The sequence below is a fragment of the Photorhabdus sp. RM71S genome, assembly GCF_042879355.1.
GTDB lineage: Bacteria > Pseudomonadota > Gammaproteobacteria > Enterobacterales > Enterobacteriaceae > Photorhabdus > Photorhabdus kayaii.
Genome location: NZ_JBHFKV010000009.1, coordinates 1 through 14,540 on the forward strand (window position 1 = coordinate 1; position 14,540 = coordinate 14,540).

At 42.6% G+C, this 14,540-nt stretch carries 14 protein-coding genes and 1 riboswitch; of the genes, 10 read left to right on the forward strand and 4 right to left on the reverse strand.

Annotated features, from left to right (window positions below; translation table 11 throughout):
• A partial coding sequence (locus ACGF5R_RS07230) for a hypothetical protein (RefSeq protein WP_387690388.1) occupies positions 1-107 on the forward strand: 107 nt, incomplete at its 5' end.
• A gap of 105 nt (positions 108-212) precedes the next feature.
• Here the strand turns inward: ACGF5R_RS07230 and bioA are convergent.
• Entirely contained in the window at positions 213-1,484 is a 1,272-nt protein-coding gene (gene bioA / locus ACGF5R_RS07235) for an adenosylmethionine--8-amino-7-oxononanoate transaminase (protein WP_387690290.1), read from the reverse strand.
• Between the two features lie 95 nt (positions 1,485-1,579).
• On the opposite strand from bioA, the gene bioB reads away from it, so the two are divergent.
• The 4 genes from bioB to bioD are packed head-to-tail and all read left to right on the forward strand — an operon-like array spanning position 1,580 to position 5,192.
• Positions 1,580-2,617 carry a biotin synthase BioB gene (bioB, locus tag ACGF5R_RS07240; protein WP_112876161.1) on the forward strand — a complete coding sequence of 346 codons (1,038 nt, stop codon included), beginning with the start codon at positions 1,580-1,582 and terminating at the stop codon, positions 2,615-2,617.
• Positions 2,617-3,768 (forward strand): 8-amino-7-oxononanoate synthase, encoded by a 1,152-nt coding sequence (gene bioF, locus ACGF5R_RS07245; protein WP_112876253.1) that lies wholly within the window; start codon positions 2,617-2,619, stop codon positions 3,766-3,768. The genes bioB and bioF overlap by 1 nt, the downstream gene beginning before the upstream one ends.
• Positions 3,752-4,519: a malonyl-ACP O-methyltransferase BioC gene (bioC, locus tag ACGF5R_RS07250; protein WP_387690292.1), complete on the forward strand. Its 768-nt coding sequence runs from the start codon at positions 3,752-3,754 to the stop codon at positions 4,517-4,519. The genes bioF and bioC overlap by 17 nt, the downstream gene beginning before the upstream one ends.
• Positions 4,512-5,192 carry a dethiobiotin synthase gene (bioD, locus tag ACGF5R_RS07255; RefSeq protein WP_387690294.1) on the forward strand — a complete coding sequence of 227 codons (681 nt, stop codon included), beginning with the start codon at positions 4,512-4,514 and terminating at the stop codon, positions 5,190-5,192. The genes bioC and bioD overlap by 8 nt, the downstream gene beginning before the upstream one ends.
• 407 nt (positions 5,193-5,599) lie before the next feature.
• Here bioD and ACGF5R_RS07260 read toward each other — a convergent pair whose 3' ends face one another.
• A complete protein-coding gene (locus ACGF5R_RS07260) occupies positions 5,600-6,493 on the reverse strand; it encodes a queuosine precursor transporter (RefSeq protein ID WP_112876158.1) in 894 nt (297 codons plus the stop codon).
• The gene (locus tag ACGF5R_RS07265; RefSeq protein ID WP_112895810.1) at positions 6,494-7,108 is read right to left on the reverse strand and encodes a helix-turn-helix transcriptional regulator; all 615 of its coding nucleotides are present in this window, start codon (positions 7,106-7,108) and stop codon (positions 6,494-6,496) included.
• Positions 7,109-8,745: 1,637 nt separating this feature from the next.
• On the opposite strand from ACGF5R_RS07265, the gene uvrB reads away from it, so the two are divergent.
• Positions 8,746-10,755: an excinuclease ABC subunit UvrB gene (gene uvrB / locus ACGF5R_RS07270; RefSeq protein ID WP_387690296.1), complete on the forward strand. Its 2,010-nt coding sequence runs from the start codon at positions 8,746-8,748 to the stop codon at positions 10,753-10,755.
• Here the strand turns inward: uvrB and yvcK are convergent.
• Positions 10,752-11,660: a uridine diphosphate-N-acetylglucosamine-binding protein YvcK gene (gene yvcK / locus ACGF5R_RS07275; protein WP_387690298.1), complete on the reverse strand. Its 909-nt coding sequence runs from the start codon at positions 11,658-11,660 to the stop codon at positions 10,752-10,754. The two genes, uvrB and yvcK, sit on opposite strands and share 4 nt — an antisense overlap.
• Before the next feature lie 384 nt (positions 11,661-12,044).
• A riboswitch (molybdenum cofactor riboswitch) is annotated at positions 12,045-12,189 on the forward strand.
• On the opposite strand from yvcK, the gene moaA reads away from it, so the two are divergent.
• The 4 genes from moaA to moaE all read left to right on the forward strand — a co-directional run bounded on the left by moaA (position 12,179) and on the right by moaE (position 14,376).
• Positions 12,179-13,159, forward strand: a complete 981-nt coding sequence (gene moaA / locus ACGF5R_RS07280) for a GTP 3',8-cyclase MoaA (protein ID WP_387690300.1) — start codon at positions 12,179-12,181, stop codon at positions 13,157-13,159. Its footprint overlaps the riboswitch before it by 11 nt.
• 39 nt (positions 13,160-13,198) lie before the next feature.
• Positions 13,199-13,678: a cyclic pyranopterin monophosphate synthase MoaC gene (gene moaC, locus ACGF5R_RS07285; RefSeq protein WP_112876153.1), complete on the forward strand. Its 480-nt coding sequence runs from the start codon at positions 13,199-13,201 to the stop codon at positions 13,676-13,678.
• Positions 13,675-13,920 carry a molybdopterin synthase sulfur carrier subunit gene (gene moaD, locus ACGF5R_RS07290; RefSeq protein ID WP_262981302.1) on the forward strand — a complete coding sequence of 82 codons (246 nt, stop codon included), beginning with the start codon at positions 13,675-13,677 and terminating at the stop codon, positions 13,918-13,920. Before moaC ends, moaD begins: the two co-directional genes overlap by 4 nt.
• 3 nt (positions 13,921-13,923) lie before the next feature.
• Positions 13,924-14,376 (forward strand): molybdopterin synthase catalytic subunit MoaE, encoded by a 453-nt coding sequence (gene moaE, locus ACGF5R_RS07295; RefSeq protein WP_262981303.1) that lies wholly within the window; start codon positions 13,924-13,926, stop codon positions 14,374-14,376.
• Positions 14,377-14,540: the final 164 nt, after the last annotated feature.

Below are 14,540 nucleotides of genomic sequence, written 5' to 3' on the forward strand. Positions count from 1 at the left end.
AGTTAGTGAAGCTCCCGGTAAGGAGAAAAAGAGCCTTCCCGAGGGTAGTAAAGGAAAGACCTTACAAATACAGAAAAGCCCAGAAAAACAGCCAGTCAGTTGCTTAACTGATCGGCATTACTCCCGGTTGGGGGCCTTTTTTGATCGAGTTGAAATTCAGCTTTACTAACTGTTCGCAATAAATTCAGAAAAATTTTTTCAATAACAAAAAATCACAAATTAATTGCACCAGAGACAGCCTTTGTCAGACGTGAAAGTTGCTCTGGTTGAATAATATAAGGCGGCATCAAATAAATCAGCTTGCCAAATGGTCTTATCCAGACACCTTGAGAAACAAAATAGTGTTGTAGCACCGCCATATTCACGGATTGCTTCATCTCCACGATGCCAATTGCACCTAATACCCGAACATTAGCCACTTTTGTATGGTGTCTTAGTGGCATCAATTCAGTCTTTAACTGGTTTTCAATTGATTTAATACGTTGTTGCCAAGGGCTTTGTAATAACAAGTTCAAACTGGCTTCTGCTACGGCGCAAGCTAATGGATTGCCCATAAACGTTGGGCCGTGCATAAAACAGCCTGCTTCACCATTGCTAATCGTTTCGGCTATCTTACGGGTTGCCAGTGTTGCTGATAGTGTCATATAACCACCTGTCAGCGCTTTTCCTACACATAAAATATCTGGCTCAATTTCAGCATGTTCACAAGCAAACAATTTTCCTGTGCGGCCAAAACCGGTGGCAATTTCATCTGCAATTAATAGAATCCGGTGCTGATCACAAAGCATTCTGACCTGACGCAGATATTCAGGATGATAAATTCGCATTCCTCCAGCACCCTGTACGATAGGTTCAAGGATCACCGCGGCAATATCACGGGAATGCTGCTCCAGCAAAGTGCGAAATGGCATGATATCCCGCTCGTTCCATTGAGAATCAAACCCGCACTGAGGCGATTCAGCGAACAGATGGGGTGGCAGATAGCCTTTGTAGAGATTATGCATTGAATTGTCGGGATCACAGACGGACATAGCGCCGAATGTGTCGCCATGGTAACCGTGGCGTAATGTCAAAATACGCTGGCGTTTCTCACCTTTTGCCTGCCAGTATTGCAATGCCATTTTCAGAGCCACTTCCACTGTGACAGAGCCTGAATCAGCCAGAAAAACACATTCCAATGATGGCGGGGAGATTGCCACTAATTGCCTGCAAAGTGCGATTGCGGGTGGATGGGTAATTCCACCAAACATGATATGGGACATATGATCAATCTGAATTTTAGCGGCTTGGTTCAGTACCGGATGGTTATATCCATGAATGGCGGCCCACCAAGAAGACATACCATCCACTAGCTTACGGCCATCAGCCAACTCGATTTCCATCCCAGAAGCGCCAACAACAGGGTAAACCGGAAGAGGGTTGGTCATGGAGGTATAGGGATGCCAAATATGGTGTAGATCAAATTCAATATCAGAAGAAGTCATAAGGCTATACTGTCAACCAATTTTATTAAAATTGGTTGACAGTATAGCGGCATTATTTAAACTGACTAGACTTTTTTTACACTGGAGATGTTATTGTGATTGAGCGTAAGCAATGGACAATTAAGCAGGCGCAAGAGCTGTTTGATAAACCTTTTTTCGAATTATTATTTCAAGCACAGCAGGTTCATCGTATTTACTTTGACCCACAGCAAGTACAGGTTAGTACACTACTTTCCATCAAAACCGGGGCTTGTCCGGAAGATTGCAAATATTGCCCGCAAAGCTCCCGTTACAAAACAGGTCTTGAAAAAGAGCGGTTGATGGAAGTGGAACAGGTGATTGATTCTGCTCGTAAGGCTAAAAATGCGGGTTCAACACGTTTTTGTATGGGTGCCGCGTGGAAAAATCCCCATGAGAGGGATATGCCTTATCTGGAGAAAATGGTTAAGGAAGTCAAAGCATTGGGAATGGAAACCTGCATGACACTGGGCATGCTCAATGGGTTACAAGCGCAGCGGCTGGCGGATGCAGGATTAGATTACTACAACCACAACCTTGATACCTCCCCGGAATTTTATGGCAACATCATTACGACTCGGACCTATCAGGACAGGTTGGATACCCTTGATAAAGTACGAGAGGCCGGAATAAAAGTGTGCTCTGGTGGTATTGTTGGTCTGGGTGAGGCGATACGTGATCGGGCCGCGTTATTGGTACAACTGGCAAATCTGCCAAAACCGCCAGAGAGTGTACCCATCAACATGTTGGTTAAGGTCAAAGGCACGCCATTGGCTGAGAACGAAGATGTAGACCCTTTCGATTTTATCCGCACGATTGCTGTTGCCAGGATCATGATGCCGTCTTCTCATGTTCGGTTATCCGCAGGTCGTGAACAGATGAATGAGCAGACACAGGCAATGTGTTTTATGGCTGGCGCTAATTCTATTTTTTATGGCTGTAAGTTGCTCACTACACCTAACCCTGCGGAAGATAAAGATTTACAACTATTTCGCAAGTTGGGCATTAATCCTCAGCAGACTCAGACAGCATTTGGTGATAATCAGCAACAGCAGCATTTGGCAGAAGCCATTATCAATGCGGATAACGAACAATTTTATAATGCGGCATTATGATGGACTGGTCATCTTATCTTTCCCGGCAATTGTCTGAGCGTCGGGACACTTCGCTATGGCGTCAGCGGCAGGTCAATCAGAAATCAGATGGGCGTTTCCTGTATGCCACTGATGGCAAATATCTTAATTTTTCCAGTAATGATTACCTTGGGTTAAGTGCAAATCCCGCAATCATTTCCGCATGGCAGCGGGGAGCTGAACAATATGGTGTTGGTAGTGGAGGTTCCGGTCATATTACGGGTTATACAAAGGCTCATCAGCTATTGGAACAACAATTGGCTGACTGGCTGGGTTATCCAAAAGCATTACTGTTTATTTCGGGGTATTCTGCTAATCAGGGGGTCATTGCCGCGTTAATGACGGAACAGGATCGGATTATTGCCGATCGCCTGAGTCATGCTTCATTAATGGAAGCGGCTATGCATTCCCCCGCTCAGCTACGGCGTTTTCTGCATAATCAACCTGAATCACTTGCAAATTTACTGGCAACGCCTTGTGTTGGAAAAACGCTGGTGGTAACCGAAGGTGTGTTCAGTATGGATGGTGACTGCGCACCGCTAGCCGATATTCATCAGCAAACCAGAATTTCTGGCAACTGGTTAATGGTGGATGATGCTCACGGTATTGGTGTCTGTGGTGAGCAGGGAAGGGGAAGCTGTTGGCAACAGGGAATCAAACCGGAAATTTTGATTGTCACTTTTGGCAAAGCATTTGGATTGAGTGGCGCGGCGGTGCTTTGTGATGAGCAGACGGCAGAATATCTAATTCAGTATGCCCGTCATCTGATCTACAGCACTTCTATGCCTCCTGCACAGGCTCAGGCGCTTTCTGAAGCTGTTCGGCAGATACAATCTGGTGATGAATTGCGCCAACGATTACAGCAGAATATCAATTACTTCCGCCGGCAAGCTCAGAAACTGCCATTCAATCTGACAGATTCAATTACCGCAATTCAGCCATTGATTGTGAGTGATAATGAGCTGAGTGTGTCCTTGTCTCAGTATCTGCAACAAAAAGGGATTTGGGTTAAAGCCATCCGCCCACCAACAGTACCACCGGGCAGCGCCAGATTACGTATTACTTTGACGGCCAGTCATATGCCACAGGATATTGATATGTTGATGGAGGCGTTGCATGGGTTCCGTAGCTGAATTTGCCAATAAACAGGCGATTGCTGGAGCGTTTGGACGAGCGGCCGCCAATTATGATGTGGTAGCGAAATTACAGCAGCAAACCGGTGAATTCCTCATGCAACAAGCCGCTGGACATCCTGGTCAGTTAATATTGGATGCTGGTTGCGGTACGGGTTTTTTTAGTCACCGCTGGCGACAACAGGGGAAACAGGTTATTGGGTTGGATTTAGCATCAGGCATGTTAGTTTATGCCCGTAAGCAATTGGCGGCTGACTATTATTTACAAGCGGATATTGAACATTTAGGGCTTGCTGACAGCAGTGTTGATATCTGTTTCAGTAATCTGGTTGTTCAGTGGTGTGATAATTTATCCAGCGCTTTAAGAGAACTTTATCGGGTAACCTGCCCTGGTGGATTAATTCTATTTTCCACCTTGGCCAAAGGTTCATTGCATGAATTGAAGCAAGCTTGGAGTGCGGTTGATAACTACCAGCATATTAATCAGTTCCTACCGCAACAGACAATTAAAGATGCCTGTCAAGGGTTCCGGCATTGTCTTATTAGTCAGGTTTATCGCCAGCAATATTCTCATATATTGCCGCTATTGGGTTCTCTGAAAGGGATTGGCGCGACTCACCTTCATTATGGGCGACAGCAAGGACTGATGACGCGTGGACGACTGACTGCTCTGGAACAGGCTTATCCACGAGAAAATGAACAGTTACCTCTTAGCTATCAGGTTGTTTTTGGAGTGATTCATCGTGACTAAGTGCTGGTTTTTGACAGGTACAGATACCGAAGTGGGTAAAACAGTTGTAAGTTGTGCTTTGTTACAAGCGGCAACTAAAACAGGATATAAAACAGCAGGTTATAAACCTGTCGCTTCCGGTAGTGAAATAACGCCGGCAGGTATCCGTAATTCCGATGCGCTGGCATTGCTGGCAAATAGTTCTGTATCTTTGCAATATGAAGAAGTGAATCCGTTAGTATTTGTTGAAGCAACATCACCCCATATTGCCAGTGATGACTTGAATCAACCTATTGATTTTACTGTTATGTCTACGGGGTTGCATCAGTTAGAAAAGAAAGCAGACTGGGTTTTAGTTGAGGGCGCTGGTGGTTGGTATACCCCTTTATCAGAATCGGTGACTTTTGCTGACTGGGTGGTTAAAGAGCAACTGCCGGTTATTTTGGCAGTGGGGGTGAAGTTGGGCTGTATTAATCATGCGCTACTTACCGTGGAAGCTATTATAGGTTCAGGGTTACATTTTGCAGGCTGGATAGCTAATGAGGTTGAACCCGCAGGCAAACGTCAGCAAGAATATTTGGCGACATTAGAGCGTATGTTACCGGCTCCTTTATTAGGTATGATTCCTCATTTAACGCAAGAATATTTTAATCATTTAGGGGAATATATAGATTTAAAATTACTGAATAATTAATTTGAAAATTTAATCTGGTGGAATGTTATTTCAATGTCATGATGAATGATTACACTACTCATATCTATACCCGTCATCTTTCAAGTTGCCTCTTTGTTGGCTGCACTCACTCACCCCGGTCACATAGTTATCTATGCTCCCGGGGATTCGCTCCCTTGCCGTCGCGATGCATCTTGAAATCCATAGGGTATATACCCGTTATCTTTCAAGTTGTCGCTTTGTTGGCTGCACTCACTCCGGTCACATAGTTCGCTATGTTCCCGGGGATTCACTCCCTTGCCGTCGCGATGCATCTTGAAATCCATAGGGTATAGGTTATTTTAGGATAATATGCCGGAATGACACTCCGGCATAAAAATGATATTTTTCAACGAGTTTACTCTATTTTGAAAAAACGTTATCTCTATTTATACTTCAGCGAGTTTTTTATTCACTGGCGCATCTGCTGGCCGATTTATATAATTCCTGAATATCTTCCTTACCAGATAAATAGGGCCTACACCCAAGATAGAATAAGCCACTTTAATGAGGAACTGGGCGATAATCATTTCTTTTATGATGTCTATGCCGAGAACACCATAGAAAGCGATTGAACAGAATATGATACTGTCGAATGCTGAAGCGATAACAGTACTGGTTATTACTCGCAGGAAAAGATACTTTGAGTTTGTGAGAGATTTTATTTTGCAGAGGAGATACGAGTTTATATTCTCAGAGATAAAATAAGCAAGAGATGATGCCAGTAATACAGATACGATACTATTCACTATTCCATTATAAGTCGCACCAAACTCCCATCCAGGAACACCTGGCATCAGTGCGGTTCCCCAAAGCCCTAGAACAAATAATAAGTTCGCTGTAAAAGAGATAATAATCGTTCTTCTTGCCAGACGTAATCCATAGAATTCGTTTAGAATATCGACCAGTAAGAAGGTTATAGGGTAAATAAAAACCCCAGGAGGCGTGACAATATTAAGGATCGGGATATGAATGGGCTTCACACCACATATGGTAGAGAAAATATAGATAACACTGAGTGCGATGCTAATGAGTAAATAGGCTTGCCATGAACGCTCATGACGATCCCCAAGTTCATAAGCTGTTACGATATTACTGTGGCTGTATAGTTTCCGGTATATCGTACTGAGCTCATGTCTGCTCAGATCTTCTGAAATATCACTGTCAGCGAGCTCTTTTAACCCCATAGTAATGGTCTTACCTGTCGCTAGCACCATGACATTTGCCGATAATTTACCATACCTTGAAAATCCCAGTAACTTAAACTTTTGATTTACCGTCATTTATAGTCTTTCTCCTACGATACAGCCTAAAAAATAAGCATTTTTGTAGGGTTTCCTATCGAGGCTGTCATCATTTTTCTCTTGCCGGATAAAGAACCCAATTTCCTTAGAGTAATACAATAATGGCGTATTGGTGACTAATGCGGGGGGACGTTTTATAATGATCACCTCACCGGGTATGAATGTATCTTCTATTGCCGATTCGACTTTAAGAGCCAACATGTTTGATTCATCACCAAAGAAATAGGTAAGCGGATACTCGGTAACAAGCTGACCTATTTTTTTCTCAGAAACGGCTAGAAATTCAGATTGTGGAACGATAGGGATAGCCGAAGGATTTTTATTGCCTTCGGTTGAGAGTGTTTCATTGAGGCGTTCTAATTGCTCAAGGTCATAATATTCTATTTCTTCACAAGAAACGCCGAAAAAATCGGAGATCCGAAGAACCGTAGATTGTTGAACGTTATTGACTTGTCCTTCCAGAATTTTATAAATGGTGGTACGGGTTAATCCTGTTCGGTTGGAAAAAGAGCTCTTGGTTTCTCCACGGGTACGTATCAAATATTCTATATTTTTAATGATATTTGTTTTTCGCTGTGCATTAGACGTTTTCATGAGAATCCTTTATGTAAAGATAACAGCATTACTATATATTACTTGATGATATTGTCCAGTGTGAAAAAACCACTCATTGTGATAATTTATTGATTTTACTTTTAATATCTGATTTTTCTAGTTATCTATATTAGCACATCCTATATCAGAAAATGCTCATGGATTTACCTTTATATTCTAAAAATGAAAGTTAAATCATATAATTAAGTGAAATTCATTATAAAGTTTACACAAAACTGAACTTTATGTTTATTTTTGTGTTGACTTTATGGATTTTATTATAATAATGTTAAGTTGTGTTGATGTGTTTTTGGATCATTAGATAGCATCAAACGAAACATTATTCTTATTATAAATCTCTCGGGGAAGAGCTACTTTATCCTTTGAGTTTGAAAGTGGGTTATTTTTTTAGCACTAGGGAATTTCAAGAAAATAGAGGAAATTAAATAAACATTAGGACTGAAATTAGTAAATTAATAAAATGATAACGCAGTTAAAACACCAGGAAATGGCAGTATAAAGATGCTTTGGAACAGCAATCGATTGAAATTGTGAATGATAGATACAAAGTAAGTTTTTCGATCGAAAATAGCCAGCAGAATATTGGACGTTTTACGAGGGCTGTGTCGATTTGATATTTGTGTATCTATCATTTTTTTTGAGCAGTTACGATGGAGCTCGTTTTGTAAAATAGAGGATATGCTGATGTGAATTGGTTAATTTATCAATGACATATCTTAATATTCTAATTAAAAATTGGGTTTTGCTCATGCCAATTGAGTCAGTTGTTGTTTTTTGGTAAATGTTTATCGGCACTGTTTATATCGGCATAGTCAAAAATGCTATTGAACCTGCTATTGCTGAAAGCGTAGGAAACAGAGAATTTAGGTAAAACACGCCTCTCCTCTTGATTAACAGATTTCATATAGGAAACTGTTCACCGGTTATCTCTTATTGAATAAAAATCCCAATCTAACCCGTATTATTTGCTGTTGTTTGATGCAAAAAAGGCAGTTTTTTTCGCTCAGTCTACAGAAAAAATAGACAATTATCTACCTTTAATGCTGGTAATATTGAAAGAATATAATTTATTGATGTTTAATTTCCGTGAGAAAATTCTTACTTTTTCAGCAAATTTATTCATTTTTTTGAAAGGAAGAATTGAGATAAAGGTTAAAAAAATAGTAAAAATTTTTATCGGTAGAGGATACCTATTTTGTGGCATGATGTTGCAACCTCGTACAGTTAATAGGGTTTGTAGAGTTATCCACTATTCCTGTGGATAACCTTGTGTATTAGACTTAGAAAAGTTACGCGACGCAAGAAAATACGCGGCTTTCGTCAAGGTTGATGTTATTCTCGTCTTTGTTTTAATTTTATTAAATATCAATAAGATAACTAAAATCAAGCCCTGTCTGACCTGTGATGATGTCCCATGTTGTCACCTTTCAGCCAATCATATAAAAAATGGAAAAATCAAGATAATTTTGGGGATAAAATGGTATTTATTTTGATATCAACGGATGTTTAATTGATAGGGAAGTGACCTACTTGAGTCCGTTTTTATAAAATCAACTTGAAGCTGGTTTTATATCCAGTATTATAGGCTAACTTAATGTTAGGAAAGTGAGATACCGATGAGTAAGGTGTTCAAATTACATTCTGACTTCCAACCGGGGGGTGATCAACCAGAGGCCATCCGTCAATTACAAGAAGGCTTAGAAGACGGGCTTGCCCACCAGACTTTGTTAGGGGTAACTGGGTCGGGTAAGACATTTACTGTCGCTAATGTGATAGCCAATTTAAACCGACCAACGATGGTACTTGCTCCGAACAAGACACTGGCGGCTCAACTTTACAGCGAAATGAAGGACTTTTTCCCAGAAAATGCCGTAGAGTACTTTGTTTCCTATTACGATTATTACCAGCCGGAAGCTTATGTGCCGAGTTCCGATACTTTTATCGAAAAAGATGCTTCCGTGAACGAACACATTGAACAAATGCGCCTGTCTGCCACAAAAGCTTTGCTGGAGCGGCGAGATGTGATTGTCGTTGCGTCTGTATCGGCTATTTATGGTTTAGGTGATCCTGATAGTTACCTGAAAATGATGCTCCACCTGACCAACGGTATGATGATTGATCAACGCTCCATTCTGAGACGTTTAGCTGAATTGCAATATACCCGTAATGATCAGGCATTCCAGCGAGGGACATTTAGGGTTCGTGGTGAAGTGATTGATATCTTTCCGGCTGAATCTGATGAGCATGCCCTGCGCGTTGAACTATTTGATGATGAAGTAGAACGGTTATCACTGTTTGATCCGCTAACGGGACAGATTCAATATCATGTTCCACGATATACCGTTTATCCGAAAACCCACTATGTTACTCCGCGTGAGCGTATTATTCAGTCAATGGAAGCGATTAAAATTGAGCTTGAGCAGCGGCGTAATGTATTGCTGGCAAATGGTAAACTGCTGGAAGAACAGCGTATTACGCAGCGTACCCAATTTGATTTGGAAATGATGAATGAATTGGGTTATTGCTCCGGCATTGAAAACTATTCCCGTTATCTCTCTGGCCGTGCCGAAGGGGAGCCGCCGCCGACACTGTTTGATTATCTCCCGGCTGATGGTTTGCTGGTAGTGGATGAATCGCACGTTACCATCCCGCAAATTGGTGGGATGTATCGAGGGGATCGTTCCCGCAAAGAGACGCTGGTGGAATATGGTTTCCGTATGCCTTCTGCGCTGGATAATCGTCCACTTCGGTTTGAAGAATTTGAAGCACTGGCTCCACAGACCATTTATATTTCGGCTACGCCAGGCAAATATGAATTGGAAAAATCCAGTGGCGATGTGGTGGAACAGGTGGTGCGTCCTACGGGTTTGCTTGATCCGGAAGTGGAGGTGCGTCCTGTAGCGACACAGGTTGATGACTTACTGTCTGAAATCCGTATTCGGGCGGTGGAAAATGAACGGGTATTGGTCACCACATTGACTAAGCGAATGGCGGAGGATTTAACCGAGTATTTGGAAGAGCACGGTGAACGGGTTCGCTATTTGCACTCGGATATCGATACTGTCGAACGTGTGGAAATTATTCGGGATCTTCGTTTAGGTGAGTTTGATGTATTAGTGGGAATTAACTTGCTGAGGGAAGGGCTGGATATGCCAGAAGTTTCTCTGGTGGCCATTCTTGATGCGGATAAAGAAGGTTTCCTGCGGTCTGAACGTTCATTAATTCAGACGATTGGGCGTGCTGCCCGTAACCTGCATGGTAAAGCGATCCTTTATGGCGATAAGATCACTGATTCAATGGCAAAAGCTATTGGTGAAACGGAACGCCGGCGTGCTAAGCAGCAGATATTTAATGAAAAACACGGTATTGTTCCAAAAGGTCTCAATAAGAAAATTAGTGATATTCTGCAAATTGGGCAGCCAGCGGGTGGTAAAAGAAAGGGCAGAGGTAAAGCGGTTGCCACAGCGGAAACATTCAGCAACCTGTCTGCCAAAGAGCTGGAAAGCAAAATCCGCGAGCTGGAAGCGAAGATGTACCAGCATGCGCAGGATCTTGAATTCGAACAGGCGGCGAGTGTTCGGGATCAGATTCAGGCATTGCGAGAGCAATTTATTGCCAATTCTTAACCAAGGTTTTGCAGGGTATTCTCTAACGCCTGATGTAGTAATTCACGGTCGTGGCGATAGGGAACATCCTGTGCTTCGAGTATTTGCTGAGTAATAATCCAGTCGTTAAGCTCGCTGATATTTGTGCACGGGCCAACGATTACTGCATCAATTATCCGGCTGCCAATTTTGTTTTCCATTATTTCCAGCTTATCTTTCAGTGTCAGTTCGGCGGCCGCGGCACTGAGTTCTTTGCCTAGGTTACCGATATAAATCATATTGGCGTTGCTACGACGCAGTGCTTGGGTTAAATCTTCAAGCAGAAGCAATGGCATCAGACTGGTGAAGAAGCTGCCAGGGCCGATAATAATCAGATCTGCTTGAGTGATAGCATCCAATGCCTCTTTTGTTGCGGTCGCAGGCGGATAAAGCATCAACTCCTGAGGAATACAATTCAATTGATCAACATTAACTTCGCCATAAATGGTGTTGCCTTGATCATCTATCGCCATTAGGTCAACGGGCTGCTCAGACATTGGAATAAGATGAGCATTAACTTTCAACAAACTGCGGATTAAATTAATTGCCTCAAGGGGTCTGACACTTAAATGATCTAACGCTTTAAGCATCAGATTCCCCAGATTATGCCCTGCCAGTTCGCCATTGCCACTGAAACGGTATTCGAACATTGCTGACGCGACACTGGGTTCGGTAATAAGCTGATTTAAACAATTGCGGGTATCACCCCAGGCAATACCGCCTTCTGAACGCCGGATCCTGCCGGTTGAGCCGCCATTATCTGTCGTGGTCACAATGCCTGTCAGGCGAGAGCCTAGTGATGAAAGAGAGGACATAACGCGCCCAAGGCCATGACCTCCGCCTAAGGCAACTACCCGATCTAAATCGGCTAATGTGCGGTTTCGCATAGAATTCCTATTACTGACTGAGCATATATTCGCTGAATAATTTTAGCGTAATTTATTATAAAACACGATTAACCGAACAAACGTTATGATTGGGTGCAATGTTTTAACTGATCACAAATAGAAATTGTCTGTTATTTATTCTGAACAATGTGGTAATTCATTGTATATTCAATTATATAACGAAAGTGGGTATTCGCATTTTTCTTTGTTAAGCGCTAAAATCCATATCAGAGAAGGTCGTTTTACATTAAATCATATACCCAATGGATTTCAAGATGCATTGCGACGGCAAGGGAATGAATCCCCGGGAGCATAGGTAACGATGTGACCGGGGTGAGTGAGTGCAGCCAACAAAGAGGCAGCTTGAAAGATGACGGGTATAGATGTTGGAATTAACTCCTAGCCTCTGCATCTAAGTCCCTTTTTACACAGCGATATGATGTTTTGGCCGTGACTACTGAGTCACCAGGATGCGAGGCAGAAATGCTCGCGTCTCCCATGTTTGGAAAGGTGTTATTGTGGAACAACTCATAGACGCTTTTGCTCGTAAATTTTACTATTTGCGGCTATCTATTACCGATGTATGTAATTTTCGGTGTACTTATTGTTTGCCGGATGGTTATAAACCCCGTGGACATCACTCCTTTTTGACATTATCCGAAATTCGTCTTGTTGGCCGGGCGTTTGCCGATCTGGGTACAGAGAAAATCCGTTTGACGGGGGGCGAACCGACCATGCGCCGTGATTTCACCGATATTATTTCCGTCATACGTGAAAATAAGTTGATTAAAACCCTCGCAGTAACCACTAACGGTTATCGAATGGAACGAGATATTGCTAAGTGGAAAGAGGCGGGTTTAACCGCAGTGAATGTCAGTATGGATTCGCTTGATCCCCGTCAATTTCATGCGATTACCGGGCAGGACAAATTTTTTCAGGTGATGCGTGGTATTGATGCAGCATTTGCGGCGGGTTTTAGTAAAGTGAAAGTCAACGTAGTGCTAATGAAAAATGTTAACGATATCAGCCTGCCGGCTTTCCTGCACTGGATAAAAGATCGTCCGATTCAATTAAGATTCATCGAGTTGATGGAAACCGGTGACGGTGGTGAAATGTTTCGTCAATACCATATTTCGGGGGAAGTTATCCGGGAACGCCTGTTGCTCGATGGTTGGCATTTGCTTCAACGTTTACGCAGTGATGGCCCTGCACAGGTTTTTAGCCATCCTGATTATCAGGGAGAAATTGGTCTAATTATGCCTTATGAGAAAGATTTTTGTCGGAGTTGTAATCGGTTACGTATTTCTTCAATAGGTCATCTTCATTTATGCCTGTTTGGTGAACAGGGGATACCACTGCGTGACTTATTGGCGAGTGAAAAACAACTTGATGATCTGAAATTGCGTATTCAGGATGGATTGCGGCATAAACGGGAAACCCATTTTCTTCATCAAGGTGACAGTGGTATCACCCCAAATCTTTCCGTCATCGGCGGTTAATTTACCGTCTGGATCTTGTTGTTTTTTCAGGAGCTAAGAATGTCTCAATTAACCCACATCAATTCTATCGGTGAAGCGTATATGGTTGATGTTTCTGCTAAAGCTGAAACATCACGCGAGGCAAGGGCAGAAGCGTTTGTTGGAATGAAGCCGGAAACACTGGCAATGATTATTGAAGATCGCCATCACAAAGGTGATGTATTTGCTACCGCGAGGATTGCGGGTATCCAAGCAGCCAAGCGCACATGGGAATTAATTCCGCTGTGTCATCCATTACTGCTAACTAAAGTAGAAGTCCAGTTGGAAGCTCAGACAAAATATAACCGGGTCAGAATTGAATCCTGTTGTCGTCTGACTGGGAAAACCGGTGTTGAAATGGAGGCACTGACAGCGGCGTCAGTCGCGGCTTTGACAATTTACGATATGTGTAAAGCGGTACAGAAAGATATGGTCATTGGGCCAGTTCGTTTGTTGGAGAAGATAGGTGGGAAATTAGGCCATTTTAAGGTGGATAAATGATTAAGGTACTGTTTTTTGCTCAGGTACGTGAGCTGGTAGGTACTGATTCACTGGATCTCGATAATCGTTACACAACCGTTGACGGTTTGAGGACGGCGTTAATATCAAAGGGAGAACGTTGGGCCTTGGCGTTGGAAGATGGAAAATTGTTGTCAGCGGTAAACCAATCTCTTGTTCATGGCGGGCACCCATTACAGGATGGTGATGAAGTGGCCTTTTTCCCGCCAGTGACTGGGGGATAATAAATGGAAAACACCCGCATTTTCGTTGGGCCGGAAAATTTCAATGTAGGGGAAGAATATCAATGGCTTGCTCAATGTGATGAAGATGGTGCTATCGTCACTTTCACCGGCAAAGTCCGTAATCATAATCTGGGTGACCGAGTGAGTGTCCTGAGACTGGAACACTATCCCGGAATGACGGAAAAAGCGTTACAAAATATTGTCACCGAAGCACGGGATCGCTGGCCATTGCAGCGTATCAGTGTTATCCACCGGATTGGGACGCTTTACCCTGGTGATGAAATTGTGTTTGTTGGCGTGACAAGTGCCCATCGTCATATGGCTTTTGCAGCGGCTGAATTTATTATGGATTATTTAAAAACGCAGGCGCCTTTATGGAAAAAAGAGTTTTTGCCTGATGGTGATCGTTGGGTTGAATCCCGTGAGAGTGATCAGGAAGCCGCGAAACGTTGGTGATGAAAGTGTTGGCTAAATTCTGCGAAACGCTTCGAAAACTGATCAGATAGATGAACTGCTATACAAGTAATTATTGAATGGTTAATTGTTTTGATTATATTCTGTGATAATGTATAAAACTTGAGTGGGTTGTTGATATTAAACAGCCTGAATTTCTAAACACT

Bases quoted from the DNA above. Each gene is read 5' to 3' on its own strand.
- bioA (WP_387690290.1), bottom strand. From the start codon at position 1,484: ATGACTTCTTCTGATATTGAATTTGATCTACACCATATTTGGCATCCC.
- bioF (WP_112876253.1), top strand. From the start codon at position 2,617: ATGGACTGGTCATCTTATCTTTCCCGGCAATTGTCTGAGCGTCGGGAC.
- bioC (WP_387690292.1), top strand. From the start codon at position 3,752: ATGGGTTCCGTAGCTGAATTTGCCAATAAACAGGCGATTGCTGGAGCG.
- ACGF5R_RS07260 (WP_112876158.1), bottom strand. From the start codon at position 6,493: ATGACGGTAAATCAAAAGTTTAAGTTACTGGGATTTTCAAGGTATGGT.
- ACGF5R_RS07265 (WP_112895810.1), bottom strand. From the start codon at position 7,108: ATGAAAACGTCTAATGCACAGCGAAAAACAAATATCATTAAAAATATA.
- uvrB (WP_387690296.1), top strand. From the start codon at position 8,746: ATGAGTAAGGTGTTCAAATTACATTCTGACTTCCAACCGGGGGGTGAT.
- yvcK (WP_387690298.1), bottom strand. From the start codon at position 11,660: ATGCGAAACCGCACATTAGCCGATTTAGATCGGGTAGTTGCCTTAGGC.
- moaC (WP_112876153.1), top strand. From the start codon at position 13,199: ATGTCTCAATTAACCCACATCAATTCTATCGGTGAAGCGTATATGGTT.
- moaD (WP_262981302.1), top strand. From the start codon at position 13,675: ATGATTAAGGTACTGTTTTTTGCTCAGGTACGTGAGCTGGTAGGTACT.
- moaE (WP_262981303.1), top strand. From the start codon at position 13,924: ATGGAAAACACCCGCATTTTCGTTGGGCCGGAAAATTTCAATGTAGGG.